This window comes from Mycobacteroides sp. H003 (assembly GCF_001440135.1).
In the GTDB taxonomy this organism is placed as follows: domain Bacteria; phylum Actinomycetota; class Actinomycetes; order Mycobacteriales; family Mycobacteriaceae; genus Mycobacterium; species Mycobacterium gwanakae.
In genome coordinates this window covers 404886-418503 of the sequence record NZ_LJYL01000034.1, presented here as the reverse complement: position 1 = coordinate 418503, position 13618 = coordinate 404886, and the positions used below count along the sequence as shown (strand labels likewise).

The window sequence follows — 13618 nt, the reverse complement described above, 5'->3', positions numbered from 1 at the left end:
TCATGGCGCTCCAACTCGATATCGTCGGAATGACGCATAAGTACTCCAGGACCTACGTGGTGGGGCGGGAGAAGATCCGCGAGTTCGCACAGTCGGTCAAGGCTGTGGATCCGGCCAGCCTCGACCCGAGCGCGGCGGCCGAGCTCGGACATGACGGCCTCATCGCGCCCCTGGCCTTCCCGGCGGTGATGGCGCTGCTGGTGCAGAAGGAATTCTTCCGCACCTATGACGTCGGCATGGACACCATGCAGATCGTGCATTCGGAGCAGAAGTTCGTGTATCACAAGCCCATCACCGAGGGTGATGAGTTGTCGTGCGACTTCCAGGTCGACTCCCACAAGGAGGCCTTCGGCGTGGACATCGTGACCACCCGCAACATCGTGCGCGATCAGAATGGCGAGCTGGTCATGGAGGCCTTCACCACCCTGATGGGCCGTGACTCGGACCGGATGGCCGATATCAAGCTCCTCTGAGAAAGGGCCCCACCCGTCTGCGCGCAGATCGGTGGGCAATTTCAGTCTGGGGATGGCCTCGGGGTACACTCAAGATTCGGGGTTTTCCCACCACAACGCGCCTGTCGGGTACTCGGGAGGCGCGTGTGTTGTGTGAGGGCCCCGGCCACCAGGTTGGCATGCCAGCCATAGGGGTGTAGCTCAACTGGCAGAGCAGCGGTCTCCAAAACCGCAGGTTGCAGGTTCAAGTCCTGTCACCCCTGCAACACCCTGGAGTAAGCACTAGGGAAACAGAGAGGTACGGAAGGGCATGAGCGACGAGCTAGACGAGTCCGGAGTCGACAGCGACCGGGCCGTCACCTCGACCAAGCCGCTTCGCCCGACGGGTAAGCGGACCCGCCGTGCTGACGTCTCGACCGCGGCTACGGAGCTCACCGAATCCGGTGGCTCCGAGACCGGTGAGGTCAAGAAGAAGGCTGCGAAGAACAGTCGGAAACCGGCCGCCAAGAAGGACAAGACGGGACCTTCGCGCAATCCGCTCGTCCAGCTTTGGGTGTTCCTCAAGCAGGTTGTGGCCGAGCTGCGCAAGGTCATCTGGCCGAACCGCAAGCAGATGGTCAGCTACACCTCGGTGGTGCTGGTCTTCCTGGTGTTCATGGTCACCCTGATCGGTGTGATCGACCTGGGCCTGGCCCGGCTGGTCATGCTGGTGTTCGGGTAGTAGAGAGACGAGAGAGGACAAACGGTGACGACCTTCGATGGCGACGCTGCGAGCGAGCCAGAAGACACCGCTGATACCGCCGTATCGGTCGACGTGGTCGACGAGAGCACCGAGACCGAGGCGACGGCTCAGGAGCCGACCGAGTCGTCTTCGGATGCGCCGGTTGCCGAGGCTGAGGCTGAGGCCGATGAGGATGCTGACCCGGCCGTCACATTGAAGGCTCAGCTGCGCCGCGAGCCGGGCGAATGGTACGTCGTTCACTCGTACGCCGGTTACGAGAACAAGGTCAAGGCGAACCTGCAGACCCGTGTGCAGAACCTGGACGTCGGCGACTACATCTTCCAGATCGAGGTGCCCACCGAAGAGGTCACCGAGATCAAGAACGGCCAGCGTAAGCAGGTCAACCGCAAGGTGCTGCCCGGCTACATCCTGGTCCGGATGGAACTGAACGACGAATCTTGGGGTGCTGTCCGCAACACCCCGGGTGTCACCGGTTTTGTCGGCGCAACCTCGCGTCCGTCGCCGCTGGCCCTCGATGACGTGGTGAAGTTCCTGCTGCCGCAGACTCCCGCCAAGAAGCCTGCCAAGGGCTCGGCGACCGAGACCGCAGCCGCTGCCGCCGAGACCGGTGGCCTGGAGCGTCCGGTCATCGAGGTCGACTTCGAGGTCGGCGAGTCGGTCACCGTCACCGACGGCCCGTTCGCGACGCTGCCCGCCAGCATCAGCGAGGTCAACGCCGAACAGCAGCGTCTCAAGGTGCTGGTGTCCATCTTCGGCCGCGAGACCCCGGTCGAGCTCAACTTCACCCAGGTGGAGAAGCTCTAAAAAGACTTCGGACCGCATGCCGGTTCGCAGAGCCCGTACGAAAACGTGCGGGTACGGAAGGAAAGTAGGAAGACCCCAATGGCCCCGAAGAAAAAGGTCGTCGGGCTGATCAAGCTGCAGATCAAGGCCGGCGAAGCCAACCCCGCGCCTCCGGTCGGTCCCGCGCTCGGTCAGCACGGCGTCAACATCATGGAGTTCTGCAAGGCGTACAACGCCGCGACGGATTCGCAGCGCGGAAACGTCATCCCCGTGGAGATCAGTGTCTACGAGGATCGCAGCTTCACCTTCGCACTCAAGACCCCTCCCGCCGCCAAGCTGCTGTTGAAGGCCGCCGGTGTGCCCAAGGGTTCCGGTGAGCCGCACAAGACCAAGGTCGCCAAGGTGACGTGGGATCAGGTGCGCGAGATCGCCGAGACGAAGAAGGAAGACCTCAACGCCAACGACATCGACGCCGCCGCCAAGATCATTGCCGGCACCGCGCGCTCGATGGGCATCACCGTCGAATAGCACCGAACACCCAGTGGTAAGGCCCGCTTCGGCCTGCACGACCACGACCAACAATTGATTGGATACCAATGAGCAAGAACAGCAAGGCATATCGCGAGGCCGCCGAGAAGGTGGACCGCGAGAAGCTGTACAGCCCTCTGGAAGCCGCAAAGCTGGCCAAGGAGACCTCGTCCAAGAAGTACGACGCCACTGTTGAGGTCGCGATGCGCCTCGGCGTCGACCCCCGCAAGGCTGACCAGATGGTCCGCGGCACCGTGAACCTTCCGCACGGTACCGGTAAGACCGCTCGCGTCATCGTCTTCGCGGTGGGCGACAAGGCCGAAGCGGCTGCCGCCGCCGGCGCCGACGTTGTCGGTAGCGACGACCTGATCGAGCGGATTCAGGGCGGCTGGGTGGATTTCGACGCCGCCATCGCCACCCCGGACCAGATGGCCAAGGTCGGCCGCATCGCTCGTGTCCTGGGCCCGCGCGGTTTGATGCCGAACCCCAAGACCGGCACCGTGACCCCGGACGTAGCCAAGGCCGTCACCGACATCAAGGGCGGAAAGATCAACTTCCGCGTCGACAAGCACTCCAACCTTCACCTGATCATCGGCAAGGCCTCGTTCGATGCCGAGAAGCTGGCGGAGAACTACGGTGCGGTGCTGGATGAGATCCTGCGTGCCAAGCCGTCGTCGGCCAAGGGTCGCTACCTGAAGAAGGTTGTGGTCACCACCACGACGGGCCCCGGCATCCAGGTCGATCCGAGCGTGACCCGGAACTTCCTCGAGGTCCAGTAGCCTCCAACGCGCATTAGCTGCACAAAACCCCCGTTTCCCCTTCGTGCCGAGGGAGGAAACGGGGGTTTTGTCGTGAGTAGGGACCAAAGACCGTAGCGGTCCAGATCCTTGGCGTCCTACCGTGAAACAACGGGTACGACGGGAAGGAATGCCATGTCGGTGCGCTCTATCCCACTTCAGGACAGCGCGAGCGTCGGGACGCTGGTGTCGGCCCGTCATCTGCTGGACGCGATATCGCACAGCGACAAGAACATCGGCGATCTCTACGTGGGTGGACTGCGATGATGCCGCTGCTGGATTCCGTCGCCGGTGCCACACTGGGTGCAGCGGGTGGAAGGGAAACGGACATGATCACGGTGTTCCTGGTCGACGACCATGAGGTGGTACGCCGCGGTCTGGCTGACCTGCTCGAAGAGGAAGAGGACTTTTCGGTAATCGGGCAGGCGTCTTCGGTGGCCGAGGCGATGGCACGCATCCCGGCACTTCAACCAGACATCGCAGTGCTGGACATTCGCCTTCCCGACGGCAACGGCGTCGAGCTGTGTCGCGAGTTGCGTTCCAAGCTGCCGAATCTCAACTGTCTGATGCTGACCTCATTCACCGACGAACACGCCATGCTCGACGCGATCATGGCGGGCGCCGGCGGCTACGTCATCAAGGACATCAAGGGGATGGAGTTGATCTCCGCGGTCCGCACCGTGGGCGCGGGGCGCTCGCTGCTGGACAACCGGGCCGCCGCCGCGTTGATGAACAAGCTGCGGGCGGCGGCGGACAACCCGTCGCCGTTGGCCGGGCTCACCGCGCAGGAGCGCACGTTGTTGGAACTGATCGGGGAGGGGCTCACGAACCGTCAGATCGCGGAACGAATGTTCTTGGCGGAGAAGACGGTCAAGAATTACGTCTCACGTCTGCTCACCAAACTGGACCTTGAACGCCGCACGCAGGTTGCCGTGCTGGCCACCAAGCTCGCACGTGACAACCAGGGCCTGCACGGCTGACGGGTTCGTGTTCACCGGGGAGCAAGGTGTGCGAGAGTTGAACTGTGGTCGAGGATGTTGGTGCGCAACCCAATCGGGTGACGGCCGAGCTTGCCCATTTGCAGCTGCGTGAATTGCTCGCTGAAGTGCAGGGGCGAATCGAGCAGATAGTCGATGGCACGCGTGGGCGCATGGATGCCCTCCTCGACGCCGTCATGGCCGTCAGCTCGGGGCTGGAGCTGGACGCGACCCTGCGGGAAATCGTCTGCGCGGCATCGGAGCTCGTCAGTGCCCGGTACGGTGCCCTCGGCGTGGTGGGATCGGACGAGAAACTTGCCGAGTTCGTCTACGAGGGCATCGACGAGGCGACCCGCGAGCTGATCGGACCGCTGCCCACCGGTCACGGTGTGCTCGGCGTGGTGATCGACGAGGCCAAGCCGCTGCGCCTGCGGGATATCGCGGCGCACCCGGCCTCGGTCGGGTTCCCGGCGAACCATCCGCCCATGAGGACCTTTCTGGGTGTGCCCGTGCAGGTGCGCGGTGAGATATTCGGTCGGCTCTACCTCACCGAGAAGCTCGACGGGCAGGAGTTCACCGAGGATGACGAGGTGGTGGTGCGCGCGCTCGCCGGGGCGGCGGGGATCGCCATCGAGAACGCCCGCCTCTATCAGCACGCGCGCCGCCGTGAGCAATGGCAGCGCGCCACCGCCCACATCACCGCCGAGCTGCTCGGCGGTGCGGAACCGGGCAAGGCGCTGCACCTGGTGGCCGCCAATGCCGCTCTGCTCGCCGAGGCAGACTTCGCGTTCATCGCACTCCCCGTCGGCGCGAGTGACGACGTCGTCGAGCTGGTGGTGTCGGTGTGTATCGGGGAGGGTGCAGAGGTGCTGTGCGAGAAGGTGATCCCTATCGACGGTTCGACCTCGGGCAGCACCTTCGTTGATCACGAGCCAAGGAATGTAGGCCGGCTCGCAGTTGACCTCACCGAAGGTACCGACCTGGCGTTTGGGCCGGCGCTGGTCCTGCCCCTCGGCGGCGGGGAGTCGACGGCGGGTGTGTTGATTCTGCTGCGCACCGTCAGCTCGGTGGCCTTTGACGAGGAGCAGCTCGACATGGCGGCCTCCTTCGCAGGGCAGGCTGCGCTGGCGCTGGAACAAGCCGAGGTCCGCCTGGCCAAACACGAACTCGATGTGCTGGCCGACCGCGATCGTATTGCCCGTGACCTGCACGACCACGTCATTCAGCGGTTGTTCGCCGTCGGACTGGCGATGCAGAGCACGCATCGGCGATCTGCGGATCCGGCGGTAGCGGCTCGTCTGGCCGACCATATCGACCAGCTACACGAGGTGATCCAGGAGATCCGGACCGCGATCTTCGATTTACACACCAATGACGAATCCTTGCGTGCCACATTGCGTTCCACCATCAACGAGCTCACGGCCGATTCGGGCCTGCGCGTATCGGTGCGCATGAGTGGGCCGCTGGATGTCGTGCCCGCGAGTACCTCGGGCGATGCCGAGGCGGTGGTGCGTGAGGCGGTGAGCAATGTGGTCCGGCATGCGCGCGCCAAGGAGTTGTCGGTGACGGTTTCGGTGGACGATGAGCTGGTCGTGCAGGTGGTGGATGACGGCATCGGGATCCCGGAGGTGGTTGCGCGCAGCGGCCTGAGCGGGCTTGCCAATCGGGCCGCGGAATCGGGTGGCACGTTCAGCGTCTCGGCGATGGACACCGGCGGTACCCGCTTGGTGTGGTCGGCTCCGCTGCCCTAGCCTTCGCACTCGGCTATCCGCCGGCGCAGGAATGCACGTCCTGGGTCGGAACCATTGGTGGACAACGCTGTTCGGTACCACTGTGCGGCGTCGGAGTTTCGTCCGGCGCGCCGAAGTAGGTCGGCGCGGACGGTGGCCGCCAGATTCGATCGCGCCAATCGCGGATCGTGGGCTACCTTCTCCAGCGCGGCCAGTCCTGCGTCGGGGGTATCGCGCAGACCGATGGCCAACGCCCGGTTCACCAGCACCACTGGTGAGCCCGTCATCTGGGCGAGCCGGTCGTAGGCCTGGCAGATGGTGTGCCAGTCGGTTTCCTCCCAGGAGGGCGCGGTGGCGTGCAGGGCGGCGATCACCGCCTGCGGTAGATAGGGGCCGGTCGAGCCGGCGGCCTGCCGTAACTGGCTCAATCCACGGGCGATGCGCTCGTTATCCCATCGGGTCCGGTCTTGTTCGTCCAGGGGCACCAGCGCGTCGTCGCGATCCATGCGTACCAGTCGTCGTGAATCATGAAGCAGTACCAGTGCGGCCAGTGCATTGGCCTCTCGTTCCTGCGGCATGAGCTTGCTCAGCTCACCGGCCAGCCGTACCCCCTCGTCGCAGAGCTCGTCGCGAATCGCCGACGGCCCGCCCGTGGACCAGTAGCCCTCGGTGAAGACCGAATAGATGCAGCTGAGTACATGCGGGGTGCGTTCGGGCAGGAGCTCGGCAGGCGGCACCCGCAGGGGAATGTTCGCCGTGCGAATCTTGGCCTTGGCACGGGTGATTCGCTGACCAATCGCGGCCTCGCTGTGCAGGAGTGCCCGGGCGATCTCGGCGACCGTCAGCCCCGATACCAGCCGCAGCGTGAGGGCCAACTGGGAGACTCGCTCGAGCGCGGGATGGGCACAGGTGAACATCATCCGCAGCTCATCATCGTGCACATACTGGGGATCGGAGACGTCGGTGCGGGCGGTGATGTCGTCGACCACGGCGGCCAATTCCTTTCCCGGACGCAGCGTCTCGCGTCGCAACCGGTCGCGCGCCCTATTCCGTGCGGCTGTGAGCAACCACCCGCCCGGATTGTCGGGTATTCCGTCGCGTGGCCAGGTGCGCACAGCATCAGTGCACGCTTCCTGAACGGCGTCCTCGGCGACGGTGAGGTCTCCCGACCACCGTGCGATGGCGGCGACCGTTGGCCCCCACTCCCGCCGAAAGACGCCGTCCAGATTGGTCATCCGGTGTTAGAAACCCGAGACGCCGGTGAGCTGCCGCAACTGCACCGCCGATGCCGGCAGCTGCGAGGCCAGCTGGATGGCTTGGTCGCGGTCATCGGTGGTGAGCACGTAGAAACCGTTCGCGATTTCACTTCCCTCGACGTACGGGCCGTCGGTGAGCACAGTCTCTCCGTCGCGGACCCGGACCGTGGTGGCCGTGGACGGGGGATGCAGCGGTCCCGCGATCTTGATGTGCCCACTTGCCTTCTCACCGAACACCCCGTGCTTGGCCGCCACGGCCTCCCATTCGGGGCTGCCCGGTACATGTGCGTGTTCTCCGGGCTCCAACAGCAGTGCGAGCCAGCTTGTGGATCCCTGTCCTCCGAATTCCTGGGAGCAGTGGACCAGTGGCCACACTTCGACCGCGCCGCGCTTGGCCTCCGGGATGTCCCGGGCCAAGGCAAGGGCGTCATCGAGATTGTCCGCCTCCAATACGTAGTAGCCGTTCGCGACCTCGGCGCCCTCGGCGAACGGACCGTCGGTGATGACGGGGGCATCGGGTCCGCCGGTGATCCGGACGCTGTCGGCTTCGGGATACAGCGCGTCGCCAGCGCGGATGACTGACGCTGCCTTGGCCAGGAAGTTCAAGTAATCCGTCAGTTCCTGCGCAGCCTCGTCGGGGGTGCGTTCCTGCTGGGGACCTATGAGTAGCGCGAGGTAATGCATGGTGGAGCCCTCCGTCGGTATCAGTGAGCGGAACTCTGCGATCCACTCTCTACCTGTCTGACGAACCGCGCATTACCGTTCAGACACCTCGCGGGAAAAAAAGTTTCCGGATCCAGCGCAACGGTCAGGCGAAGACGGTCAGGGCTCCGGGAACGACATCGATATCGATCGGCAGGGGCGCCACCGGATCGCCGTCGGCATAGGCGGTGATATCGGCGGCGGACAGCCGGACACGCCGCGACCGGAAGGTGCTGACCTCGGGCAGATCGACATGGGTGCCCCTGTAGACCGTGGGGGAGAGCCGCAGCAGGCGCAGCCGTCCGCCTGCGGCCACCACGGTCACATCCAGCAGCCCGTCGTCCAGAATGGCATTGGGGCAGATGCGCATTCCGCCGCCATACGAGGTTCCGTTTCCGACCGCGACCAGGGTGACATCGGTCTCGATCACCTGATCATCCAATTCGATGCGGAACGGTAGCGGCCGCAGCTTCGCCGCTTCCAACGCCATGGCGATGTCATACCGGCGTCGGCCACGGGGCCAGCTCATCCGGTTGGCCCGATCATTGACCAACGAGTCGAATCCCGATGCCACCACGGTGGCAAACCAGGTTGTGTGTCCGTTGTATTGCACGCGCCCGCAGTCGATCACCCGGGTGCTGCCGGACGCGATCACGTCGGCGGCGGCAACCGGGTCGCCAAGCGGGATATCCAGCATGCGGGCGCAATCATTTCCGGTGCCGATGGGGATGACGCCCAGCGCTACCGGGGTGGACGCGACCGCCTGCAGCGCGATGCTCACCAGACCGTCTCCGCCCGCGGCGACGATCCCGCGGGCGCCCGTGCGGGCGGCTTCCTGGGCAAGTGCGTGCGATTCCGATGCCGATGACGCGGCGTGATGCGTCACCGTCAGCCCGCGCGCTCGCAGATGCGCGATGGCAGCCTCGGCTGCCTGCGCTGCGCCGTGACCGGCTGCCGGATTCGTCAGGACGGTGAGGTGGGTCATCGGCATTACTCGCTGACAGGAATTAGCTTGCCGGGGTTGAGAATTCCCCGCGGATCGACGGTTTGCTTCACCGCCTGCAGTATCTCGATGCCGAGCTCGCCGACCTCATCGACAAGCCACGGCTGATGATCACGCCCTACCGCGTGATGGTGGGTGATGGTGCCGCCCGCGGCGACGATGGCGTCACCCGCGGCCTTCTTCGCCTTGCCCCATTGGGTCATCGGATCCTCGGTGGCCGCGCACACCACAGTGAAGTAGAGCGAGGCGCCGGTGCGATAGGTGTGCGAGATATGGCACAACACCAATGGCGGGGTGCCTTGGGCGCCCAGTGTTTCAGAGAGTGCAGTGGTGACCGCCGTACGCAGGGTGGCGAGGTTGCGCCATGAGGTCGCGGTCTCCAACGTCTCCACCACCGCGCCGGCGTCGATGAGGGCATCGCGCAGGTACGGTGCGTCGAAACGGCCGTGATCCCATGCCTTGCCGGGCTCGTCTCCGAGAGCTGTGCCACCGGCGGCGGTGAGAACGGCCGCCACTTCGGCCGAGCGGGCGGCGACATGCCCCGGGGTGCCCTCGACCGTGGTGATCGCCAGCACTCCGGCGGCAGGGTTCTTCCCGCCGATGTCTTTGGCCAGTGCGAGATTGAGTCCGCTTTCGGCTTCATCGGACAGCCGCAGCACGGTGGGTGCGGCATCGGACTGAACCAGTGTGCGCAGCGCCTGGGCCCCGGCATCGAAGGAGGGGAAGGACCAGCCCTGGTACCAGGTTTCCTCGGGGAGCCGGTGCACGCGCACCGTCACCTCGGTGATGATGCCGAGGGCTCCTTCCGATCCCAGGAAGAGCTGCCGTAGGTCGGGTCCGGCTGCCGACGCGGGCGCCCTGCCCAGCTCCAGATCTCCGCGCGGGGTGGCGATCCGGACCGCATCCACCATCGCGTCGAAGCGCCCGTATCCGCTGGAGGCCTGCCCGGAGGAGCGAGTGGCGGCAAAACCGCCGATGCTCGCGAACCGGAAGCTCTGGGGGAAGTGCCCTAGTGAGAAGCCCTTGGCGCCAAGAAGTTCCTCGGCTTCGGGGCCTGTTGTTCCCGGCAGTAGCACGGCGGTTCCGGATTCCTCGTCGAGGGAGACCAGGCCGGACATCCTTCGCAGATCCACTGCGATGACTGCGGTGAATCCGCCGCGCTCGGGGTCCAGCCCGCCGACCACGCTGGTGCCGCCGCCGAACGGTACGACCGCGATGGCCCGCTCGTCACACAGTGAGAGGAGAGTGGAGACCTCATCATGCGACGCCGGGTAGACGATGGCGTCGGGTGCTTCCTGGACGTCGGTGGAGCGTCGGCGCAACAGGTCCGGGGTGCTTTTGCCGCCCGCGTGCCGTAGCCGGGCGCCATGATCGGTGCGGACATGCTCCGCGCCGAGCAGTTCAGACAGAGCGGCCAGCTGTTCTTCGGTGAGCGAGCTGGGGGACAGCGTGACGGTCGACTCATCGCGGCTGACCGGATCTCGTTCGGGAATGCCCAGAGCCGACGCCAAGAGCGCCTTCACCTGAGGTGAGAGAGTCTGTCGTTTTTCGGCCACGCCCCAGGCGTCCCACTCCATCATGCGTTACAGTATTACATACGATGGCAAGTTGTAACGCAGATTTCTGGGAGAGGGTGAGGTGACATGACGGTCGAGACCACTGATATCGCCGCGGTCGCGGAGATTCCGGCGGATGCCGTCACCGAACGCATCCTGGACGCGGCGTTGTCATGCGTCACCGAGTTCGGAGTGCGCCGCACCACGCTGGTTGAGGTCGCCAAACGCGCCGGTGTCAGCCGTCCGTCGGTGTATCGACGCTGGCCCGATGTGCGCTCCCTGGTCGCCGATCTGCTGACCCGGGAAATGGCGTCAATCCTTCCCGCGACCGGACAGGGGCACGCACGTGATCGCCTGGTCCAATCGGTGACAGGGCTGGTCACCCAGGTGCGCGAGCATTCGATTTTCGCGGCGATCTTGCGATCGGACCCCGAACTTCTGCTGACCTACATCGTGCGGCGATTGGGGACCAGTCAGCGTGCGCTCATCGGCTGGACAGCGATGCTCATCGCCGAGGGGCAGGGCGACGGATCGATTCGTGGCGGGGCCCCGGAGCAGATGGCGGCGATGGTGCTGCTGATCGGACAGTCGGTTCTCCAGTCGGCGCGCATCGTCACCGACATCATGTCGCCGGACGAGCTGGTGCACGAATTGGCCACTGCCATCGACGGATATCTCACGGCTTGATCTGCCCCTTAGGAGAATTCATGACAACCCAGCTCAACAGCATGCGCCGCGGCGCAGATCTTGCGGCGCTGGCCGGTGGCACTCCGACTGATGTCCTCGTCATCGGCGGCGGCATTACCGGCGTCGGGGTGGCGCTCGACGCGGCGAGCCGAGGACTGCGGGTCACCCTGGTCGAAAAACATGACTTGGCTTTCGGGACAAGTAGATTCAGTTCAAAGCTGGTACACGGCGGATTGCGCTACCTCGCTTCGGGCCAGGTGGGCATCGCCCGGGAGAGTGCGATTGAGCGGCACATCCTCATGACGCGTACCGCCCCGCATCTCATTCACCCTCTCGCGCAGGTTGTTCCGTTGCACCCCGCGGTGAGCATGTTCAGCCGGACGCTGGTGCGGGTGGGATTCGTGGCGGGGGACGGGCTACGCAAACTCGCGCACACCTCGGCCGATGTGCTGCCGCGCTCACGCTCCATCGATGCGGGTGAAGTGATCCGCCGTGCCCCAACGGTGCGGCGCAATGGGCTTCGCGGTGGCCTGATGGCCTTCGACGGCCAGCTCGTCGACGATGCGCGGCTGGTGGTGTCGATCGCGCGCACAGCGGCCGGATTGGGCGCCCGGATCCTCACCCGTGTCTCCGCCGAGGAGGTCACCGGAGACGGTGCGTTGCTTCGCGACGAGCTGACCGGCAATACCGTCCGGGTGCAGGCTGGTTTGGTGATCAACGCCGCCGGGGTGTGGGCCGGCCAAGTCGATCATGACATCAAGCTGCGTCCCAGCCGTGGTACGCACCTGGTCTTCCGGGCTGCCAGCTTCGGCGGACTTACCGCGGCCCTGACCGTTCCGGTGCCCGGCACGATCAATCGTTTCGTGTTCGCGCTGCCGGCCATCCACGATCGGGTGTATCTCGGTCTCACCGATGAACCGGCACCCGGACCGATACCGGATGTGGCCGAACCCTCTGCGTCCGAAGAGCGGTTCCTGCTCGACACCGTGAACACGGTGCTGCAGACCTCACTGTCCGAATCCGATGTGGTGGGACGTTTTGCGGGGCTGCGGCCCCTGCTTGACGGGGATGATTCCGCGACCGCCGACTTGTCCCGTAAGCACGCGGTCCGGGTATCGGATTCGGGTGTGGTGAGCGTGGTGGGCGGCAAGCTGACCACCTATCGCAAGATGGCTCAGGACGCGTTGGACGCGGGCCTGGAACGCCGGCCGCTTGCGGCTTCGGAGTGTGTGACACAGAACCTGGCGGTGGTCGATGACTGGCCGGGCTCCGTTGGTGCCCAGTTGGTTAGCGGTGTCGGCATCACCCGCGAGCAGGTCGAGTTCGCGCTCACCCATGAGGGCGCGCTCGACACCGATGACATTCTTGATCGCCGTACCCGTATCGGGCTCGTGCCCGCCGACAAGGAACTGGCGGCCGACGCGGTGCAGGGTCTCGTCGACTCCTACTTCTCGCAGGTGAACTGAACGACGTCGATCCAGCCTTCCCGGAAGGCATCGGCACAGCCCGTCAGGTATTTGATATATCGATCGTAAACCTCTTGGGACTGAAGGGAAATCGCTTCGCCCTTATGCGCTACGAGGTTCTCGGCCCAGCAGTCCAGGGTGCGCGCATAGTGCGGTTGCAGGCACTGGTGGCGCGTTATGTGGAAGTCCGCCAGCGCGGCATGCTGATCCACCATGGGTACGGAAGGTAAACGGCCACCAGGGAATATCTCGGTCATCATGAAGTGCATGAATCGGACCCGCGACATCAGAAGCGGAATGCCCATGCGCTTCAGTTCCTCGGGGTGATAGCTGACGATGGTGTGCAGCAACATCTTTCCGTCATCCGGCAGTATCCGGTGCGCCATCGAGAAGAAGCTGTCGTACCGCTCGTGGCCGAAATGCTCGAAGGCCCCGATGCTGACTATCCGGTCTACGGTGCCGTCGAACTCCTCCCACCCAGCCAGTCGCACCTCATGGGTACGCGAACTCTCGACGGAGTCGAGAAGGTTGGTGACATGCGTAAATTGGTTTTTGCTGAGGGTGAGGCCGATGACGTTGACGTCGTAGTGTTCGAGAGCGCGCCTCAGGGTGGAGCCCCAACCGCAGCCCACATCCAGCAGGGTCATCCCGGGCTCCAAGCCCAGCTTTCCCAGTGCGAGGTCGATCTTGGCCTGCTGTGCCTGCTCGAGCGTCAGGGTCTCAGGCTCGAAGTATGCGCAGCTGTAGGTTCGACTGGGGTCGAGAAACAGTGCGAAGAAGTCGTCGGACAGGTCGTAATGCGCTTGTACATCGGAGAATTTTGGGGTCAATTTAGACATAGGGCGACCTCCCATGAGGATGGCGCGATGCCCCGAGCGGCGCGCGAGCGATTGGTGGACGTTGGTGCTGGCTGATGTCCCGTGCCGAGGCTAGAGCAAG

At 64.8% G+C, this 13618-nt stretch carries 15 protein-coding genes and 1 tRNA gene; 11 read left to right on the top strand and 5 right to left on the bottom strand.

Annotated features, from left to right (window positions below; genetic code table 11):
• Positions 1-2: 2 nt before the first annotated feature.
• The 9 genes from AOT87_RS22140 (at position 3) to AOT87_RS22105 (ending at position 6030) form a co-directional block, all read left to right on the top strand.
• Positions 3-473, top strand: a complete 471-nt coding sequence (locus tag AOT87_RS22140; protein ID WP_030096614.1) for a MaoC family dehydratase N-terminal domain-containing protein — start codon at positions 3-5, stop codon at positions 471-473.
• Positions 474-642: 169 nt separating this feature from the next.
• Positions 643-715: transfer RNA gene (locus AOT87_RS22135), tRNA-Trp, on the top strand.
• A gap of 47 nt (positions 716-762) precedes the next feature.
• The gene (secE, locus tag AOT87_RS22130; RefSeq protein ID WP_046254710.1) at positions 763-1173 is read left to right on the top strand and encodes a preprotein translocase subunit SecE; all 411 of its coding nucleotides are present in this window, start codon (positions 763-765) and stop codon (positions 1171-1173) included.
• A gap of 24 nt (positions 1174-1197) precedes the next feature.
• Positions 1198-1998: a transcription termination/antitermination protein NusG gene (gene nusG, locus AOT87_RS22125; RefSeq protein WP_057967427.1), complete on the top strand. Its 801-nt coding sequence runs from the start codon at positions 1198-1200 to the stop codon at positions 1996-1998.
• 78 nt (positions 1999-2076) lie between these two features.
• Positions 2077-2505 (top strand): 50S ribosomal protein L11, encoded by a 429-nt coding sequence (rplK, locus tag AOT87_RS22120; protein WP_030096617.1) that lies wholly within the window; start codon positions 2077-2079, stop codon positions 2503-2505.
• A gap of 68 nt (positions 2506-2573) precedes the next feature.
• Positions 2574-3284: a 50S ribosomal protein L1 gene (gene rplA / locus AOT87_RS22115; RefSeq protein ID WP_030096618.1), complete on the top strand. Its 711-nt coding sequence runs from the start codon at positions 2574-2576 to the stop codon at positions 3282-3284.
• A 153-nt stretch (positions 3285-3437) separates the two neighbouring features.
• Positions 3438-3569, top strand: a complete 132-nt coding sequence (locus AOT87_RS29530) for a hypothetical protein (RefSeq protein ID WP_256364541.1) — start codon at positions 3438-3440, stop codon at positions 3567-3569.
• A 62-nt stretch (positions 3570-3631) separates the two neighbouring features.
• Positions 3632-4282 carry a response regulator transcription factor gene (locus AOT87_RS22110; protein WP_030096619.1) on the top strand — a complete coding sequence of 217 codons (651 nt, stop codon included), beginning with the start codon at positions 3632-3634 and terminating at the stop codon, positions 4280-4282.
• A gap of 44 nt (positions 4283-4326) precedes the next feature.
• Positions 4327-6030, top strand: a complete 1704-nt coding sequence (locus AOT87_RS22105) for a GAF domain-containing protein (protein ID WP_057967428.1) — start codon at positions 4327-4329, stop codon at positions 6028-6030.
• Here the strand turns inward: AOT87_RS22105 and AOT87_RS22100 are convergent.
• From AOT87_RS22100 to AOT87_RS22085, 4 genes are all read right to left on the bottom strand, one after another.
• Positions 6027-7244 carry a sigma-70 family RNA polymerase sigma factor gene (locus AOT87_RS22100; protein WP_057967429.1) on the bottom strand — a complete coding sequence of 406 codons (1218 nt, stop codon included), beginning with the start codon at positions 7242-7244 and terminating at the stop codon, positions 6027-6029. The genes AOT87_RS22105 and AOT87_RS22100 overlap by 4 nt on opposite strands.
• Positions 7245-7250: 6 nt before the next feature.
• Positions 7251-7949 (bottom strand): YciI family protein, encoded by a 699-nt coding sequence (locus tag AOT87_RS22095; protein ID WP_057967430.1) that lies wholly within the window; start codon positions 7947-7949, stop codon positions 7251-7253.
• 124 nt (positions 7950-8073) lie between these two features.
• A complete protein-coding gene (locus AOT87_RS22090) occupies positions 8074-8952 on the bottom strand; it encodes a diacylglycerol kinase (protein WP_057967510.1) in 879 nt (292 codons plus the stop codon).
• 5 nt (positions 8953-8957) lie between these two features.
• Positions 8958-10550, bottom strand: a complete 1593-nt coding sequence (locus AOT87_RS22085) for an FAD-binding oxidoreductase (protein WP_057967431.1) — start codon at positions 10548-10550, stop codon at positions 8958-8960.
• Positions 10551-10613: 63 nt separating this feature from the next.
• On the opposite strand from AOT87_RS22085, the gene AOT87_RS22080 reads away from it, so the two are divergent.
• Both AOT87_RS22080 and AOT87_RS22075 read left to right on the top strand, forming a co-directional pair.
• Positions 10614-11213 carry a TetR/AcrR family transcriptional regulator gene (locus AOT87_RS22080; RefSeq protein WP_057967432.1) on the top strand — a complete coding sequence of 200 codons (600 nt, stop codon included), beginning with the start codon at positions 10614-10616 and terminating at the stop codon, positions 11211-11213.
• Between the two features lie 20 nt (positions 11214-11233).
• On the top strand, positions 11234-12679 hold the full coding sequence (locus AOT87_RS22075) for a glycerol-3-phosphate dehydrogenase/oxidase (RefSeq protein ID WP_057967433.1): 1446 nt from the start codon (positions 11234-11236) through the stop codon (positions 12677-12679).
• On the opposite strand, the gene AOT87_RS22070 is transcribed toward AOT87_RS22075, so the two are convergent.
• Positions 12658-13518, bottom strand: a complete 861-nt coding sequence (locus tag AOT87_RS22070; protein ID WP_057967511.1) for a cyclopropane mycolic acid synthase family methyltransferase — start codon at positions 13516-13518, stop codon at positions 12658-12660. The two genes, AOT87_RS22075 and AOT87_RS22070, sit on opposite strands and share 22 nt — an antisense overlap.
• Between the last annotated feature and the right edge of the window lie 100 nt (positions 13519-13618).